This window comes from Paraburkholderia oxyphila NBRC 105797 (genome assembly GCF_000685075.1).
Classification (GTDB): domain Bacteria; phylum Pseudomonadota; class Gammaproteobacteria; order Burkholderiales; family Burkholderiaceae; genus Paraburkholderia; species Paraburkholderia oxyphila.
On sequence record NZ_BAYD01000171.1, the window covers coordinates 1 to 13,619 of the forward strand.

The 13,619-nt window shown below is 65.9% G+C and carries 14 protein-coding genes; 3 read left to right on the forward strand and 11 right to left on the reverse strand.

The genetic code is table 11. The features are described 5' to 3' along the window. Window positions 1–7 precede the first annotated feature (7 nt). A complete protein-coding gene (locus BO1_RS46095) occupies window positions 8–391 on the reverse strand; it encodes a nuclear transport factor 2 family protein (protein WP_028223359.1) in 384 nt (127 codons plus the stop codon). 204 nt (window positions 392–595) lie between these two features. Here BO1_RS46095 and BO1_RS46100 point away from each other — a divergent pair, with 204 nt between their 5' ends. Further along, window positions 596–1,954, forward strand: a complete 1,359-nt coding sequence (locus BO1_RS46100) for an MFS transporter (protein ID WP_028223360.1) — start codon at window positions 596–598, stop codon at window positions 1,952–1,954. A 70-nt stretch (window positions 1,955–2,024) separates the two neighbouring features. Here BO1_RS46100 and BO1_RS46105 read toward each other — a convergent pair whose 3' ends face one another. The 7 genes from BO1_RS46105 to BO1_RS46135 all read right to left on the reverse strand — a co-directional run bounded on the left by BO1_RS46105 (window position 2,025) and on the right by BO1_RS46135 (window position 8,178). After that, on the reverse strand, window positions 2,025–2,798 hold the full coding sequence (locus tag BO1_RS46105; protein WP_028223361.1) for an ABC transporter substrate-binding protein: 774 nt from the start codon (window positions 2,796–2,798) through the stop codon (window positions 2,025–2,027). 73 nt (window positions 2,799–2,871) lie between these two features. Next, a complete protein-coding gene (locus BO1_RS46110) occupies window positions 2,872–4,071 on the reverse strand; it encodes an acetyl-CoA C-acyltransferase (RefSeq protein WP_043289074.1) in 1,200 nt (399 codons plus the stop codon). Beyond that, on the reverse strand, window positions 4,068–4,739 hold the full coding sequence (locus tag BO1_RS46115; protein ID WP_043289075.1) for a 3-oxoacid CoA-transferase subunit B: 672 nt from the start codon (window positions 4,737–4,739) through the stop codon (window positions 4,068–4,070). Before BO1_RS46115 ends, BO1_RS46110 begins: the two co-directional genes overlap by 4 nt. Then, on the reverse strand, window positions 4,705–5,394 hold the full coding sequence (locus tag BO1_RS46120; RefSeq protein WP_028223364.1) for a CoA transferase subunit A: 690 nt from the start codon (window positions 5,392–5,394) through the stop codon (window positions 4,705–4,707). Before BO1_RS46120 ends, BO1_RS46115 begins: the two co-directional genes overlap by 35 nt. A gap of 9 nt (window positions 5,395–5,403) precedes the next feature. Then, window positions 5,404–6,717: an aminotransferase family protein gene (locus BO1_RS46125; RefSeq protein WP_028223365.1), complete on the reverse strand. Its 1,314-nt coding sequence runs from the start codon at window positions 6,715–6,717 to the stop codon at window positions 5,404–5,406. A gap of 40 nt (window positions 6,718–6,757) precedes the next feature. Then, window positions 6,758–7,519 carry an amino acid ABC transporter ATP-binding protein gene (locus BO1_RS46130; RefSeq protein ID WP_028223366.1) on the reverse strand — a complete coding sequence of 254 codons (762 nt, stop codon included), beginning with the start codon at window positions 7,517–7,519 and terminating at the stop codon, window positions 6,758–6,760. Continuing rightward, entirely contained in the window at window positions 7,516–8,178 is a 663-nt protein-coding gene (locus tag BO1_RS46135; RefSeq protein WP_028223367.1) for an amino acid ABC transporter permease, read from the reverse strand. The genes BO1_RS46130 and BO1_RS46135 overlap by 4 nt, the downstream gene beginning before the upstream one ends. Before the next feature lie 218 nt (window positions 8,179–8,396). Here BO1_RS46135 and BO1_RS46140 point away from each other — a divergent pair, with 218 nt between their 5' ends. Continuing rightward, a complete protein-coding gene (locus BO1_RS46140) occupies window positions 8,397–9,320 on the forward strand; it encodes a LysR family transcriptional regulator (RefSeq protein WP_028223368.1) in 924 nt (307 codons plus the stop codon). A gap of 171 nt (window positions 9,321–9,491) precedes the next feature. Next, window positions 9,492–10,388, forward strand: a complete 897-nt coding sequence (locus tag BO1_RS46145; protein WP_028223369.1) for a hypothetical protein — start codon at window positions 9,492–9,494, stop codon at window positions 10,386–10,388. 75 nt (window positions 10,389–10,463) lie between these two features. On the opposite strand, the gene BO1_RS46150 is transcribed toward BO1_RS46145, so the two are convergent. The 3 genes from BO1_RS46150 to BO1_RS46165 form a co-directional block, all read right to left on the reverse strand. Next, window positions 10,464–12,005 carry an alginate export family protein gene (locus BO1_RS46150; protein ID WP_028223370.1) on the reverse strand — a complete coding sequence of 514 codons (1,542 nt, stop codon included), beginning with the start codon at window positions 12,003–12,005 and terminating at the stop codon, window positions 10,464–10,466. Between the two features lie 213 nt (window positions 12,006–12,218). Next, entirely contained in the window at window positions 12,219–13,133 is a 915-nt protein-coding gene (locus tag BO1_RS46160) for a VOC family protein (protein ID WP_028223372.1), read from the reverse strand. A gap of 43 nt (window positions 13,134–13,176) precedes the next feature. Then, window positions 13,177–13,614: a DoxX family protein gene (locus BO1_RS46165; RefSeq protein WP_028223373.1), complete on the reverse strand. Its 438-nt coding sequence runs from the start codon at window positions 13,612–13,614 to the stop codon at window positions 13,177–13,179. Between the last annotated feature and the right edge of the window lie 5 nt (window positions 13,615–13,619).

A 13,619-nucleotide genomic window follows, 5' to 3' on the forward strand; every position in this document is an offset into this window, starting at 1 on the left:
TCTAAGGTCAACGCGCGAACAACGGAGAGATATCGACATAGATATGGCATTCGTCGATCAACCCGTCCCGCAGCTTCCAGATCGTCACGGCCGGAATCGTCAGCGTCGATCCATCCTTGCGTGTGTAGGTCACGCGCAGTTGCGAAACCACGCCATCCTCGATCGCCCAGACGTTGAGGATGTGATGCTCGATGCCGCCGAGCAGATTCAGGAAGCTCTGCGAAGCCGCAGCCGCGTGGGCGCGGCCGACGACCGGCTCGCTATTCGCGTAGACGAAGGTGCAGTTCTCCGTCAAGCAGCGCGCGAATCCCTGTTCGTCCATCGAATCAATCGCTGCATAAACCTTTGAAACGAACTCGCGTGCTGCGGCAGGTGTTTGTGCAAACGTCATGGTGAAGCGTCTCCCTGGTGATGATCCGGTCCATCGCATCGGTACAACGCGCTTGACTTACATGATTTTATCGCCAATCATACGTCATCAATTCATGCTATATCGAATAAATATGGCATGGATGCCAGGAGATTCCCCGAGAGGTTCGCAAGGGGTAGATGCCCCTCCGTGATGTGCCTCTTCACCCATGGCAGGAGACGACCGATGCAAGATCACCCCGTTGCCGATGTCCAGGCATTCATCAATGCGCACCCGTTCGGACGGTTCCAGCAGCTGGTTTTCTTCATGTGCTTCGTGATCGTGCTGCTCGATGGCTTCGACACCGCGGCAATTGGCTATATCGCGCCGTCGCTGCTGACCGAATGGCATCTGGCCAAGCCCGCCCTCGCGCCGGTCCTGAGCGCCGCGCTGTTCGGCATTGCGTTTGGCGCGTTCCTGTTCGGCCCGTTGTCGGACCGCATCGGAAGGCGGCCCCTCGTGGTGGGCTCGGTCTTCGTCATCGGTGCGGCCTGTACGGTGTCGGCGTTCTCATCGGGCATCGGGCAACTGAGCTTGCTGCGCTTCGTCACGGGTGTGGGACTCGGCGCGGCCATGGCCAATGCGGTGACGATGATCGACGAGTTCTGCCCGACCTCGCGCCGGGCAACCGTCACCAGCCTGATGTGCTGTGGATTTCCGCTTGGCGCCGCGCTGGGCGGACTCATTGCGGCGTGGCTGATTCCGCACGCGGGCTGGCGCGCCGTCCTTCTGCTCGGCGGCGTGATGCCGGTCCTTCACGGTGCGTTGCTGTTTTTCAGGCTGCCGGAGTCGGTGCGCTTTCTCGTCAAGAAGGGCAGACCGGCTGAGCAAATTCGTGCGGTTCTGCTGCGCATTTCGCACGACGCAAGCAACGCGCGCGGTTTCGCGCTCGTCGAAGGCGCGCGGCAGACCGACCAGAGCGGGCTTGGCCTTGTCATGTCGCGCAGCTACCTCGTCGGCACGCTCATGCTGTGGCTCGCGGCGTTCATGGGCCTCGTGATCTGCTATGCGTCCATCAACTGGATGCCCGTGCTCCTCAAGGACGCGGGGCTCAGTGCGAGCCGGGCGGCGCTGATCTCCGCGCTGTTCCCGCTGGGCGGTATCGGCGCGGTGCTGTGCGGCGCGCTCATGGACCGGTTCAACGCGAATCTCGTCATCGCGTGCTGCTATGCGCTGGCCGCCATCAGCCTGTTTTTTATTGGGCAAACGGAGGGCAAAGTCGGGTTGCTCGTCCCCATCGTGCTGATATCCGGCGTGCTCGCGAATACCGCGCAATCGTCGATGAATGCGCTCGCCGCTACGTTCTACCCAACCGAGGGACGCGGCTCCGGCGTGGCATGGATGCTTGGCGTGGGCCGGTTTGGCGGCATCGCGGGTTCGTTTCTTGTCGCCGAGCTCGTACGCAGGCATTTCACGTTCGCCCAAATCTTCACCGTGATCGCGGTGGCGGGAGGACTGGCGTGCGTCGCGCTCTTGATCAAGCATGCGGCGCGGCCGCATGTCATTCATGAGATTTCAAGCGAGGTGACGTCGTTGAGTCATTGACGCAGCCATCACGCTGCTGGGCGGCGCCGATTCCGGCGCCGCCCAGGCTCGCTTCAACTGACTCCATCGATCAACGCACGTCTTCGCCGAGCCACTTCTTGCTGATCGAACCATACTCGCCGTCGCTTGCAATGTCGGCGAGCGCCGCGTTGATCGCTTCGAGCAGCTTCGGGCTACCCTTGCGCACCGCGATGCCGATCTTCTCGGGATACAGCAGCGGCCCGACGGGCTTCGCGTCGATCTGCTTCTCGCGGATCGTCAGAATGCCGGCGATCTTGTCGGTCACGAATCCGTCGATGCGTCCGTTCGCGAGATCGATCAGGATATCGGGCAGGCCCTTGTAGGTCTTGATCTGCACGCCGGGCCGGTTCTTGCGCAGCCACGCTTCATAGGTCTCGCCGAGCGTCACGCCAACGACCTTGCCGTTGAGCTGGTCGATGCCCTGCACCGTGCTGTTCTTGCGCACGAACAGTTGCGCGCCCGAACGGTAGTACGGCTGCGTGAAATCGACCGCCTTCAGGCGCTCATCGGTAATGGCCATGCTGCCGATGATCGCATCGTACTTGCCGGCCAGCAGACCGCCGATGATGCCGTCCCATGCCGTCAACACCGGTACCGGCTTCGCGCCCAGCTTCTTCGCGATCTCGCCGCCCATTTCGACATCGAAGCCCTGCAGCTTGCCGGATTCGTCGATGAAGCTGAACGGCGGGTACTTGCCCGTCAAGGCAAACGTGAGCGTGCCCGTCTGCTTGACCTTGTCGAGATCGTCGGCGTGGGCCGCGACGCTCGTTACGCCAACGATCGCCGCGCAAACGGCCATCGCGAATCGCTTGAAGAAAGTCATCTTTCGTCTCCGGTATAGATTGAATGAGTATTGAGTGAGTTGACGCCGGCAAAGAATCCGGCCGCACCGCCCGCTAGCGGCGCGCCACCTCGAAGAGCGCGGCGGCCCCCTGTCCGCCGCCGATGCACATCGTCACCACCACGTGCCGCACGCCGCGCCGTGCGCCTTCGAGCAGCGCATGGCCGACCATGCGCGTGCCGGTCATGCCGTACGGGTGACCGAGCGCGATGCTGCCGCCGTTGACGTTGACCGCCTCGCGATCGAGCCCGAGCGTGTCGATGCAATAGACCACCTGCGAGGCGAACGCCTCGTTGAGCTCCCAAAGGCCAATGTCGGCGATCGAGAGGCCCGTGCGCGCGAGCAGCTTGCGCACGGCCGGCACGGGGCCGACGCCCATCTCGTCGGGGCGGCACCCGGCCACCGTGCACGCGATCAGCCGCCCGAGCGGCGGCGCCGCCAGCGTATCGAGCATCGCGTCGGAGACCACCGCGCAGGCCGCCGAGCCGTCCGCGAGCGCGCAGGCGTTGCCCGCCGTCGCGGAGCCGCCTTCGCGCACCGGGCCCAGTTGCGCAAGCGCATCGATCGTCGTCGCGGGCCGGCCGCATTCGTCCGCCGCCACGCGCAGCGCGCGGGATACGCCAGTGCCGCTCGCCTTGTCATGCTCGATCTTGCGCACCTCCACGGCGACGATCTCGTCGTTCAGGAGCCCGGCCGCGGCCGCGCGCGCTGCCCGCTGCTGACTGAGCGCCGCATACGCGTCCTGTGCCTCGCGCGAGACGCCATAGCGCGAAGCCACCACGTCCGCGGTCTCGACCATCGGCATGTACGCATCGGCCTCGATCTCGAGCAGCCGCGCATCGTGTTGCCGATACCGGTTCATATGCGCGTTCTGCACGAGGCTGATCGACTCCACGCCGCCCGCGAGGATCGCGTCGGCCTCGCCGCCCGCCACGCGCGCCGAAGCAAGCACGATCGACATGAGGCCCGACGAGCATTGCCGGTCGACCGTCATGCCCGGCGTGGTGAGCGGCAGGGCCGCCGTCAACGCGGCGAGCCGGCCGATGTTGTAGTACTGCGTGCCCTCGGGCAACGCGCAGCCGAGGATCACGTCATCGATGCGCTCGGGATCGAGGCCGCTGCGCACCACCACGGCCTGCAGCGAAAAGGACGCGAGCGTGGGCGCCGTGGTGTCGTTGAACGCGCCCCGAAACGCCCGCCCGATCGGCGTGCGCGCATAGCCCGCGATCCACGCATTGCCTTGCCCTGCTGTCATGCTGCCCCCTCTTCCACGCTGAATTCCGCTTCCGTGATCTCGCGTATTTGCGCGACGCTGAGCGCGCCGAGCCGCTCGACGAGCCTGAGCCCGCCCTCGCCGCACGCGAACACCGCATGCTCGGTGATGATGGTCGCGACCCGCCCGCGTGCCGTCAGCGGCAGCGTGCAGCGCGTCACGATCTTGGGGCGGCCGTGCTTGTCGACGTGCGGCATCGTCACGATCACGCGGCGCGCCTTCTGCGCGAGCTCCGCGCCGCCGCCGATGCCCGCCACGAGACTGCCGGGCACGAGCCAGTTCGCGAGGTCGCCGTGCGCCGACACCTGCAGCGCGCCAAGGAACGTAATGTCGATCAGCCCGCGCCGGATCATGCCGAACGAGGTCGCGCTATCGACGATCGCGCCGCCCGGCATCACCGACACATAGCCGCCGCCCGCATCAATCAGCTGGCTGTCCAGATCCTGGGGCCGCGCCAGCGCCCCGGCACCGACAATGCCGTTTTCCGAATGCACCCACGCGGAAGCCGGGTCGTCGAGATAGGCCGGAATCAGCGTGGGCAAACCAATGCCGAGGTTGATGACCTGGCCACGCGCGACTTCGCGCGCGGCGCGCTGCGCGATCACGCGGCGCGGATCAACGCGCGGCGGGGAGGATGGGCTGGTACTCATCGGAGTCTCCATGGATCTCGATCAGGCCGTGCACGTGTACGCCCGACGTATGCACGCAGTCGGGCGCGAGCGCAGTTGCGCTCACCTTGCGCGTTTCCACGAGCACGCGCTCGGCCGCCATCGCCATCAGGGGCGAGAAGTTGCGCGCGGTGCCGCGATAGCTGAGGTTGCCGAACGCGTCGGCCTCGTCTGCGTAGAGCAGGGCAAAGTCCGCATGCAGCGCGGGCTCGAAAAAAAGCGTGCGTCCCGCGATGGACACCGGCTCGCGCGAGGCGCCCAGTTCCTCGGGCAGCTCGATGTCGCTCACGACGCCGGGCAAGCCGACGCCCGCGCAACGGATCCGCTCGGCAAAGAGGCCCTGCGAGAAGAACTCCACCTTCAGCGTGCCGGCCAGATGCGCGCGCCGCGCGGCGCCGCTCAGGCCGAGATGTGTCGTGAGCAGGCGGCTCACGACGCCCGCCTCGATCAGGCGCGAGACGCCGTAGCCGTCCTGATTCGCGTCGTTCTTGATGATCGTGAGATCGCGCTTGCCCTGGCGCTTCAACTCGGCGAGCAGCGTGAACGGCGTGCCGGGCGAGCCGAAGCCGCCCACCATGATCGACGCGCCATCGGGAATCGGCGCGATCGCCTCGGCCAGTTGCATCAGCTTGTTCATCGGCAATCCTCAACGTTCGAGCGCACGGAAGGTCGTGTCGAGGCGTTCGGCGATCTCGTCGCATTGCGCGCGCGTCGTGATGAGCGGCGGGGCGATGAGCGTATGGTCGCCGGTCTCGCCCATCAGCGACTTGCGCGGGTAGACGATCACGCCATGCTCGCGCGCCACGCGCGTGACGCGCTCGCCGAACTTCAGCTCAGGCGCAAACGGCGTCTTCGTCGTCCGGTCGGCCACGTATTCGATCGCCAGCAGAAAGCCGCGGCCGCGCACGTCGCCGATGCATTCGTGCCGCGCGGCCAGTTGCCTGAGCAGGCCCAACAGGTACTCGCCGTTCGCGGCCGCGTTCTCTACAAGCCGCTCGCGCTCGATCACGTCGATCACGGCCAGCGCCGTGGCGCTCGCGAGCGGATTGCCCGCATAGGTATAGCCATGCTGAAAGCCGCCCGAGGCGAGGATCGGATCGGTCAGCTCCGCGCGCGTCACGAGCGCGGACACGGGGTAGTAGCCCGCGCCCAGGCCCTTCGCGAGGCACAGCACGTCGGCCTCCACGTTCCAGTGCTGGAAGCCGAACCAGCGCCCCGTGCGGCCCACCCCCGTCATCACTTCGTCGAGGATCAGCAGCACGCCGTGCCGCGAGCAGATTTCGCGGATGCGCGCGAAGTACGCGTCGTGCGGGACTTCGGCCCCCGTGCTCGCGCCGCCGATCGGCTCGGCGATGAACGCCGCCACGTTCTGCGGACCGACTTCGCGAATCGCCGCATCGAGCTCATCGGCGCAGTCGAGCGCATGCTGCTCCGCGCTCTTGCCGTGCGGCACGCGATACTGCGTGGGCGACGAGATCTTCGGATAGAGCTGGAACATCGGCTGGAACGGCTGCGTGAGCGGCGTATAGCTCGTCATCGCGAGCGCGCCCATGGTCGAGCCGTGATACGAGGGCTTGCGCGCAATGAACACGCTGCGCTGCGGCTCGCCCTTGCAGACCCAGTACTGGCGCACGAGCTTGAGCGCCGATTCGACGGTCTCCGAGCCGCCGCTCGAAAAGAACACGCGGTCGTAGCGGCCACCCGCGAGTTCCACGAGCTTGCTGGCCAGCTCCAGTGCGGGCCGGTTCTCGAACTGCGTGCGATACGCAAACGCGACCTCGTCCAGTTGCGCCATCATCGCTTCGCGTATCGCCGGATGGCCATGCCCGAGCTGGGCGACGATCGCGCCCGAGCACGCGTCGATATAGCGCTTGCCGTCCGTATCCCACGCGTAGATGCCCTCTGCCCGCGCGACGGTCGGCAGTTGCACGGCGGACTGGTAGAAGAGATAGTCGTTCATTGACGTCCTTTCGGTAATGCCTGTTGCTGGTGAGCTGTAACTAGCGAATATCGGCGAGAAAAGTCTGCGTGCGCTCGTGCGACGGCTGATAGAAGATCTCCGCCGGACTCCCCTCCTCGATCACGCGGCCGTCCGCCATGAAGACGACGCGGTCCGCGACGCGCTCGGCGAAGCGCATCTCGTGCGTGACGACCATCATGGTCATGCCCGCCTTCGCGAGCCGCTCCATGACGGCGAGCACGCCCCCCACCATCTCCGGATCGAGCGCCGAAGTTGGCTCGTCGAACAACATCGCCTCGGGCTTGAGCGCGAGCGCGCGCGCAATCGCCACGCGCTGCTTCTGGCCGCCGGAGAGGTTGCCGGGGTAGACATCCTGCTTGTCGAGCACGCCCACCATGCCGAGCAGCTCACGCGCCTCGGCGCGTGCCTCGGCTGCGCTCCGGCCCAGCAGTTCGACCGGCGCGAGCGTGAGGTTCTCGAGCACCGTGAGGTGGGGAAACAGGTTGAAGTGCTGAAACACCATGCCCACCTTCATGCGCATCGCGTTCAGGTAGCGCTCCTGCGCACGGTGGCCGCGGCGCGCATCGTTGACGAGGCTGCCGAGCACCTGCACCTCGCCGCGCGTGGGCGTTTCGAGCTGGTTCACGCAGCGCAGCAAGGTACTCTTGCCCGAGCCGCTCGGGCCGATCAGCACGACCACCTCGCCCTTGTGCACGTCGAGCGAAATGCCCTTGAGCACCTCGAGCGACCCATAGGTCTTGTGAATGTCGCGCAAGGCGATCTGCGCTTGGGCGCGGCTCATGAGCGTCCTCCTTTCAGGATCAGGCGCTGCTCCATCTGGCGCAGCACGAGGCTCGTGACAGTCGTCAACACCGCGTAAATCATGGCGCAGGCAAAGTAGAGTTCGAATGGCTTGAAGGTCGCGCCCACCAGCTGCTGCGTGCGCATGAACAGCTCGGCGAGCGTGATGGTCGACACGAGCGAGGTGTCCTTGGTCAGGATGATCAGGTTGTTGCCGAGCGGCGGGACGATCAGCTTGAGCGCCTGCGGCAGCACCACGAGGCGCATCGTGCGCGCCGCGCCGAAGCCTAGCGAGCGCGACGCCTCGATCTGGCCGTGCGGAATCGCGAGGATGCCCGCGCGGATCGTCTCCGCGTTGTAGGCGCCCACGTTGAGCGCGAGGCCGATCACGCCCGAGGTGAACGGCGAGAGCTCGATGCCGAACTGCGGCAAGCCAAAGTAGATGATGAACAGCTGCACGAGCAGCGGCGTCGAGCGGATGAGCCAGATATACGCGCTCATCGCGTCGCGCATCACGCGGTGGCGCGAGAGCTTGCCGAGCGCCGCCGCCAGCCCGATGGCGAGACCGAACACCGTGGCCAGCAAGGTCAGCTCCACGGTGACGCCGGCCGCCTCGAAAAGCATGGGCAGGTATTTGAAAACGATATGAAAGTCGAACATTGAATGAACCGCCTGCGCGCTTCGCGTACCCCATGAAACGGCGCGGGCGGAGGCCTCCTTTTTTAGAATTGACCGATTTGATTCATAGGTCTGCTTCGGGCGCCAGACCTCGTATTGACGGGCATTGGCGCGCTGATGTCATGGCCAGAAGTCTCGCTTTGATTATTTTTTTGGTCAATATATGATCTTTTTTAATCACTTGAATCGCCGGAGAAAACATGCGAACCGACTTCAGCCTGCGCGACATCGAGATCTTTCACGCGATCGCGACCGCGGGATCGACACGCCAGGCGGCGGCGCAGCTCGGGCTCACGCAGTCGGCGGTCAGCCATGCGCTCGCGCGGCTGGAGGACAGCCTGCGCATCCGCTTGTTCGCGCGCGAGAACCAGCGCCTGCAGATCTCGGCCGCGGGGCGCTACATGCTCGACGAAGCCGTGCAGCTGCTCGACCGGCTCAATCGCATTGAAGAAGAGATTTCGCTGCTGCAGGACAATGGCGTTGCCTCGCTGCGGATGGGCGTCGCGCCGGGTCTTTGCCACCGGTTTGGTCCGCGGCTCGCGCAGCAGTACGCGCAGACGCACCCCGGCACCGGCGTGGCGCTCGACGTCGCCTCCAGTGGCCGGCTGATTTCGGACGTCGAGGGCGGCCGGCTCGATCTCGCGATCGTCTCGTATCAGGTCCACGAGCCGGGCCTCATTTTCGTGCCCGTCTTCAGCGCGAAGATGGTGGCGCTCTTGACCCGCAAGAATCGTCTCGCGGCCCGCAAAGTGCTCACGTACGACGACCTCGCGGACCAGCAGTACATCAAGCCGATCCAGTCCGACCATCTGATCTACGACGACTCTAGCGAGCGGCGGCGGCTCGGCTACGAGCTGCGGGTCAGCATGAGCTCGCTGGGCGAGGTGATCCGCTTGACTCACGGCGTGAGCCTGTTGAACGCGCTCACGGCCGCCGACCTGTGCTCGGCGCCGGACCTCGTGGCGCGGGCGTTCGATTCGAGCCAGTGGTTCAACTTCTATCTTGTCCACCAGCATCTGCTGAAAGACAATCGCGCGGTGGATGACGTGCTCGCGATTGCGAAGGCATGTGCGCGGGAAACGGCGGGCGCGACGACTTATCCGGAAGCGTTTGTGGTGGGGTGAACCCGGACCACGGCGCAGGCGCCAACCCTGCCGAAAGCCGATACGCCGCCTGGCCGTTATCGTGGAGCCTGCTTGCGTTCGCCGGCAAACTAATCTGCCATGCCGCCGCTTGAATGTCACGGCTTGCGGTGTACGATCACAGCATGAATGAACGGGAATAGAGGTAGCACCATGGACACGAGCGTACGGCACGCGACGGCCATCGCACTGCTCACGGTGGGCTGTGGATTTTCGGCCGCGTCTCACGCCTATAGTGCGGCAGAGGACGCCGAGGCACAGGACCAGGAAGTTCGAGCGGCCTACGACCGTGGCTATCAGGCCGCCAAGGAGGAGATGGCGCACACGGCGGCGGCGAGCGCCACGGTTGCCGCCAACGCGCCCGCGGGTGCGCCAGCCGCCGCAAAGAAGCAGGCTGCCGGCCCGGCCTCCGCCCAGCCCATCCTCGACATCAAGCATGTCTATAGCGATGCAGGCGATGTCCAGCAGGTCGTGACCTTGCCGATCACGGTCAAGCCGCTACCCGACGCTCAGGACGCAGCCGTCCCCGCCACTGCTGCCAACGCGCAGGCCTTGCCGCCCACGCAGGAGGAGGTTGCGCCGCAGGATTCGATGGCGAACGACGAAGCCGTCGACGACGCGCCGCCGCCCCGCGCCGCACAGGTGTATTCGACACAGGATCTGCAAGACGCCCAGCCACAGGACCCGTACGCGCCGCCGCCGGTGGCGTCGCGGCCGCCGCCCCAGCCGTATGGCTATGCCCAGCCGCCGGGGTACGCGCAACAACGGCCCGACTATGCGCAGCAGCCTGTGTATGCGCAACAACGGTCCGACTACGAGCAGCAGCCGGCGTATGCGCAACAGCGGTCCGACTACGCACAGCAGCCGGCGTATCCGCAACAACGGTCCGATTACGCGCAGCAGCCCGTGTATGCGCAACAACCGGTGTACGCTCCACCCCGGCCCGCCTACTATGCGCCACCCGCGCCATGGGACGCACGGTATCAGCCACAGCCGACAGCTCGCTGGGTGTACTGGTCGCCACAGTATGGCCGGTGGGTGTACTACTGAGCGTCTCGTGACGAAGGCGGCGCGGCCTTGGCCAGACGCCAGCGCGGTTGCGCCGGTACCACAGCACCGGCTCTGCTACCACCCGTACTTGAGCTCGACGCCGGCGTAATCGGCATTGTGCCCGCCCGCCTGGCGCAGCGAGTTCCCCACCTGGAAGTGCACGGCTTCGATCGAGCCGATCAGGTTCGCCGCAATCGTCCAGTCGGCGCGCAGCTGCACATACATGCCGGTCCACAAACTGCCCTTGCCCGCGGTGCCCGGCACGACCTGCATGCCTTGCTGATACACGGCGTCGCCGGTCGTCTCGCGCCACTGGAAGCCGAGCGAGCCGAGCAGCGCGAGATTGCTGGTCGGATTGAGCGTGATGGACGGCTTGATATGAATGAGGTTCGTATAGCCCGTATAGCCCGCGAGCGTGAAGTAGTAGCCGTTCGGAAACAGCGGATTGAAGGTCTCGACCCGGCCGTCATTCGGATGCGGGTCGCCCGAGGCCGCGTCGAGCTGCACGGCAACGCGCGGCGACCATGCCGTGTCGAGCTTGTAGCCGGCGATCGAGCCAAATGCCCACGCGCCTATCGTGCTGTTGCCGACAGTCCCCGTCTGCAGCATGCCTTCGAGGTCCCAATCGAAGCGCCCATGCGTGCCCGTGTAGCGCAGGTCCCAGACGTCGCGCCGCTCGGGGCCGTGCGCGTCGAGGTATTGCCCATTGCTGCGGTTGTAGCGCGACCAGTAGCCGGACAGGTCGCCGGGCCCCACCGACTGGCGCTCGAAGCGCACGCCGCTGAACGTGAAATCGCGGTTCGACACGTCGTCGAACACGGTCGCGTCGCGGTATTGCACGGGCTGGGTCGCGTAGGCGATAAAACGCCACTTGTGGTACTCGTAGTCGGCCCAGAGCGCATCGAAGGCCTGACGCACGTTCGGGCCGTCGCGCACGGAGACGAAACGCTGCAAGTCGAAGGCCATCTCCTGGCGGCCCACGCGGAACTTGAAGGTGCCGCCGCCGAGCGAGTTGGTGTAGGTGACGAATGCCTGCTCGATGTCGAGCGGGTTCTTGTCCACGGGCGTGACGGCGTTCTTGCCCCACGCGCGCGCATCCTCGAGCTGGAAGAAGAACTGCCAGTGCTCGGCGAGATGCGCATCGGCATGGACCTCGACGCGCTGGATCAGATACGTGTCCGACTGCGCGGAGCCGATGCCGAACAGCGCCGCGTTATTGGTCTCCATGCGCTCGCGCAGGTTCACGCCGAGCGACAGGTACGACAAGGGATCGCCGCCGAGCGGGATGTACTTGAGACTGTCGAGCGGCTTGCGCGGCACGCACGGATTCGCGAGCACCGACCAGTCTTCCTGCCAGCGGTTGAACATCACGGCAGGGCGCCTGGCATTGCAGGTGCTGGCCGCGGCGGTGGCGCTCGCGGGTGCTACTGTGGCGGCGGCTGAATTCGTGGCCGTGCTCGTGGCCGTGGCCCCATTCGCGGCATCCGCCACGACACTCGCTCCCGTTGTGCTTTGCGCAAGCGTATCCGCGCACGCCGCGTCGGCGGTCGTCCACATCAGTCCGGCGATGGCCGTGACGCGCGCCGCTTTTTCGAATCGTCCCCCGTGCATCGTCATCGACACCGTGTATTCCCTTGCAATGGCCGTTATCGGCTTGTGCTTGTCCGCGCGCGCCCTGCCCATGCGGCGGGCGCGGCGCGCGCGCGTGCGGCAATGGCCGGCATCGTCTTCATGAAGCGCTCGCGCGCCGTGGCGCGCAGGTCGAACAACGCGACGAAGCTCAGCGTATCGATGAAGCCGGCGATCGCGGCAAGGAGCGTGTCCTCCGGTTCATTTCGCTGCGATGGCGTGAATCTCGGCGATGTAGCCACCCGGGAACGCGACGATCGCGGCATCGCGCCCGTCCGACGTGAACGGCTGCACGAGCACCTTCACACCGGCGGCCTGCGCCTTCTGCAGCGTCGCGGCGAGATCGGGGACTTCGTAGCCCGTCACTTCGCGCCCGAACGGCCAGGGGAGATGGCCATCGGTCACGAGCACGGTCATCTTGCCGAAGCCCGATTCGATACGGACGCGGCGATAGGTGTCGCCCGGCCGGCCGATCTCGACGCCGGGCGCGTTGGCCACGTCGGACACCACCTTGCCGTGCGAGAACTTCACGAAGGCATGAACGAGCTTGTGCAGATTCTGCGGCGAGACGTAGACACGGTTCTCGGGAATGGTCTGCAGCGCGTCGTAGTGCGGCGCCTGGGTATGCCAGTAGAGCTGCATCTTGAGGCCGCCCGGCCACGAGATGATGGCGTCGCGGCCGATCGGATCGCGGAAGGTGTCGACGATCACATCGGCGCCCAGTGCGCGCGCCGACTTCACCGCCGCGTCCATGTCGGTCACGAGGTAGCCCGTGCGCTCCTCGCCGAAAGGATAGGGAATCGGCGTCTTGAAGCCGAACACGGAGATCGTGCCCGAGGGCGTGAACACGAGTTGCGACATGGTCTGGCTAGGCGTCGGCGTGACCTGGAAGACGCCCTCCTTCGACTTGCTGCCGCCGAACGTCGCGACGAAGCTATCGGTGAACTTGTCGAAGTCCTCCGGCGCGACATAGACGTGCGTCGTATCGTACTGCGCGCCAACGGCGACGTAAGGCGCCTCGACCGCCGGCACGGGCGGCTTCGCGAACGCCGCGGGCGCGGCGACGAGACCGCTCGCGATCATCACGGCGAGCAACGCAGAGCGAAAGGCTTTCATAGCGGGTTTCCCTTGTTGATTCAATTTCGTATTGTTCGATCGATCAGGCGCGGCTGTCGCCGGCCGCGCCGTTAGCATCGCCGAGCATGGTCGCGAGCACGAGTGCCGCGATCAAGCCCAGATGCTCGAAAAAGCTGTTCAGCGCCATGAAGCGGGCGGCGCCGGTTCGATTCCAGAAGTCATTGGCGACCAGCATCGCGACGACAGTGAGCACGCCGAGGCCGCCCGCGCCGATCCACGTGAAGCGGCGCAACACGACGCAGAGCGAACCGCCGATCTCGACCACGACCGCCAGCGCCGCCCAGAGCGCGGGCGGATGCAGGCCGAAACGCGCCTGCTCGGCGATCGCTTGATCGAAGTGCAGCGCCTTGTCGACGCCGCCGATCAGCCAGGCGGACACCAGCGCCAGGCGCACGAGCGGCGCGACCCATGGCTGCGCGAGGAGCGCGCGAACCCATGCCGGATCGCGCCGGCCGGTCAAAGCCG

What these genes read in the sequence shown, in the direction of transcription:
- BO1_RS46150 (WP_028223370.1), bottom strand. Translation starts at nt 12,005, where the DNA reads ATGACGATGCACGGGGGACGATTCGAAAAAGCGGCGCGCGTCACGGCC.
- BO1_RS46135 (WP_028223367.1), bottom strand. Translation starts at nt 8,178, where the DNA reads ATGTTCGACTTTCATATCGTTTTCAAATACCTGCCCATGCTTTTCGAG.
- BO1_RS46140 (WP_028223368.1), top strand. Translation starts at nt 8,397, where the DNA reads ATGCGAACCGACTTCAGCCTGCGCGACATCGAGATCTTTCACGCGATC.
- BO1_RS46095 (WP_028223359.1), bottom strand. Translation starts at nt 391, where the DNA reads ATGACGTTTGCACAAACACCTGCCGCAGCACGCGAGTTCGTTTCAAAG.
- BO1_RS46125 (WP_028223365.1), bottom strand. Translation starts at nt 6,717, where the DNA reads ATGAACGACTATCTCTTCTACCAGTCCGCCGTGCAACTGCCGACCGTC.
- BO1_RS46115 (WP_043289075.1), bottom strand. Translation starts at nt 4,739, where the DNA reads ATGAGTACCAGCCCATCCTCCCCGCCGCGCGTTGATCCGCGCCGCGTG.
- BO1_RS46160 (WP_028223372.1), bottom strand. Translation starts at nt 13,133, where the DNA reads ATGAAAGCCTTTCGCTCTGCGTTGCTCGCCGTGATGATCGCGAGCGGT.
- BO1_RS46130 (WP_028223366.1), bottom strand. Translation starts at nt 7,519, where the DNA reads ATGAGCCGCGCCCAAGCGCAGATCGCCTTGCGCGACATTCACAAGACC.
- BO1_RS46145 (WP_028223369.1), top strand. Translation starts at nt 9,492, where the DNA reads ATGGACACGAGCGTACGGCACGCGACGGCCATCGCACTGCTCACGGTG.
- BO1_RS46120 (WP_028223364.1), bottom strand. Translation starts at nt 5,394, where the DNA reads ATGAACAAGCTGATGCAACTGGCCGAGGCGATCGCGCCGATTCCCGAT.
- BO1_RS46110 (WP_043289074.1), bottom strand. Translation starts at nt 4,071, where the DNA reads ATGACAGCAGGGCAAGGCAATGCGTGGATCGCGGGCTATGCGCGCACG.
- BO1_RS46100 (WP_028223360.1), top strand. Translation starts at nt 596, where the DNA reads ATGCAAGATCACCCCGTTGCCGATGTCCAGGCATTCATCAATGCGCAC.
- BO1_RS46105 (WP_028223361.1), bottom strand. Translation starts at nt 2,798, where the DNA reads ATGACTTTCTTCAAGCGATTCGCGATGGCCGTTTGCGCGGCGATCGTT.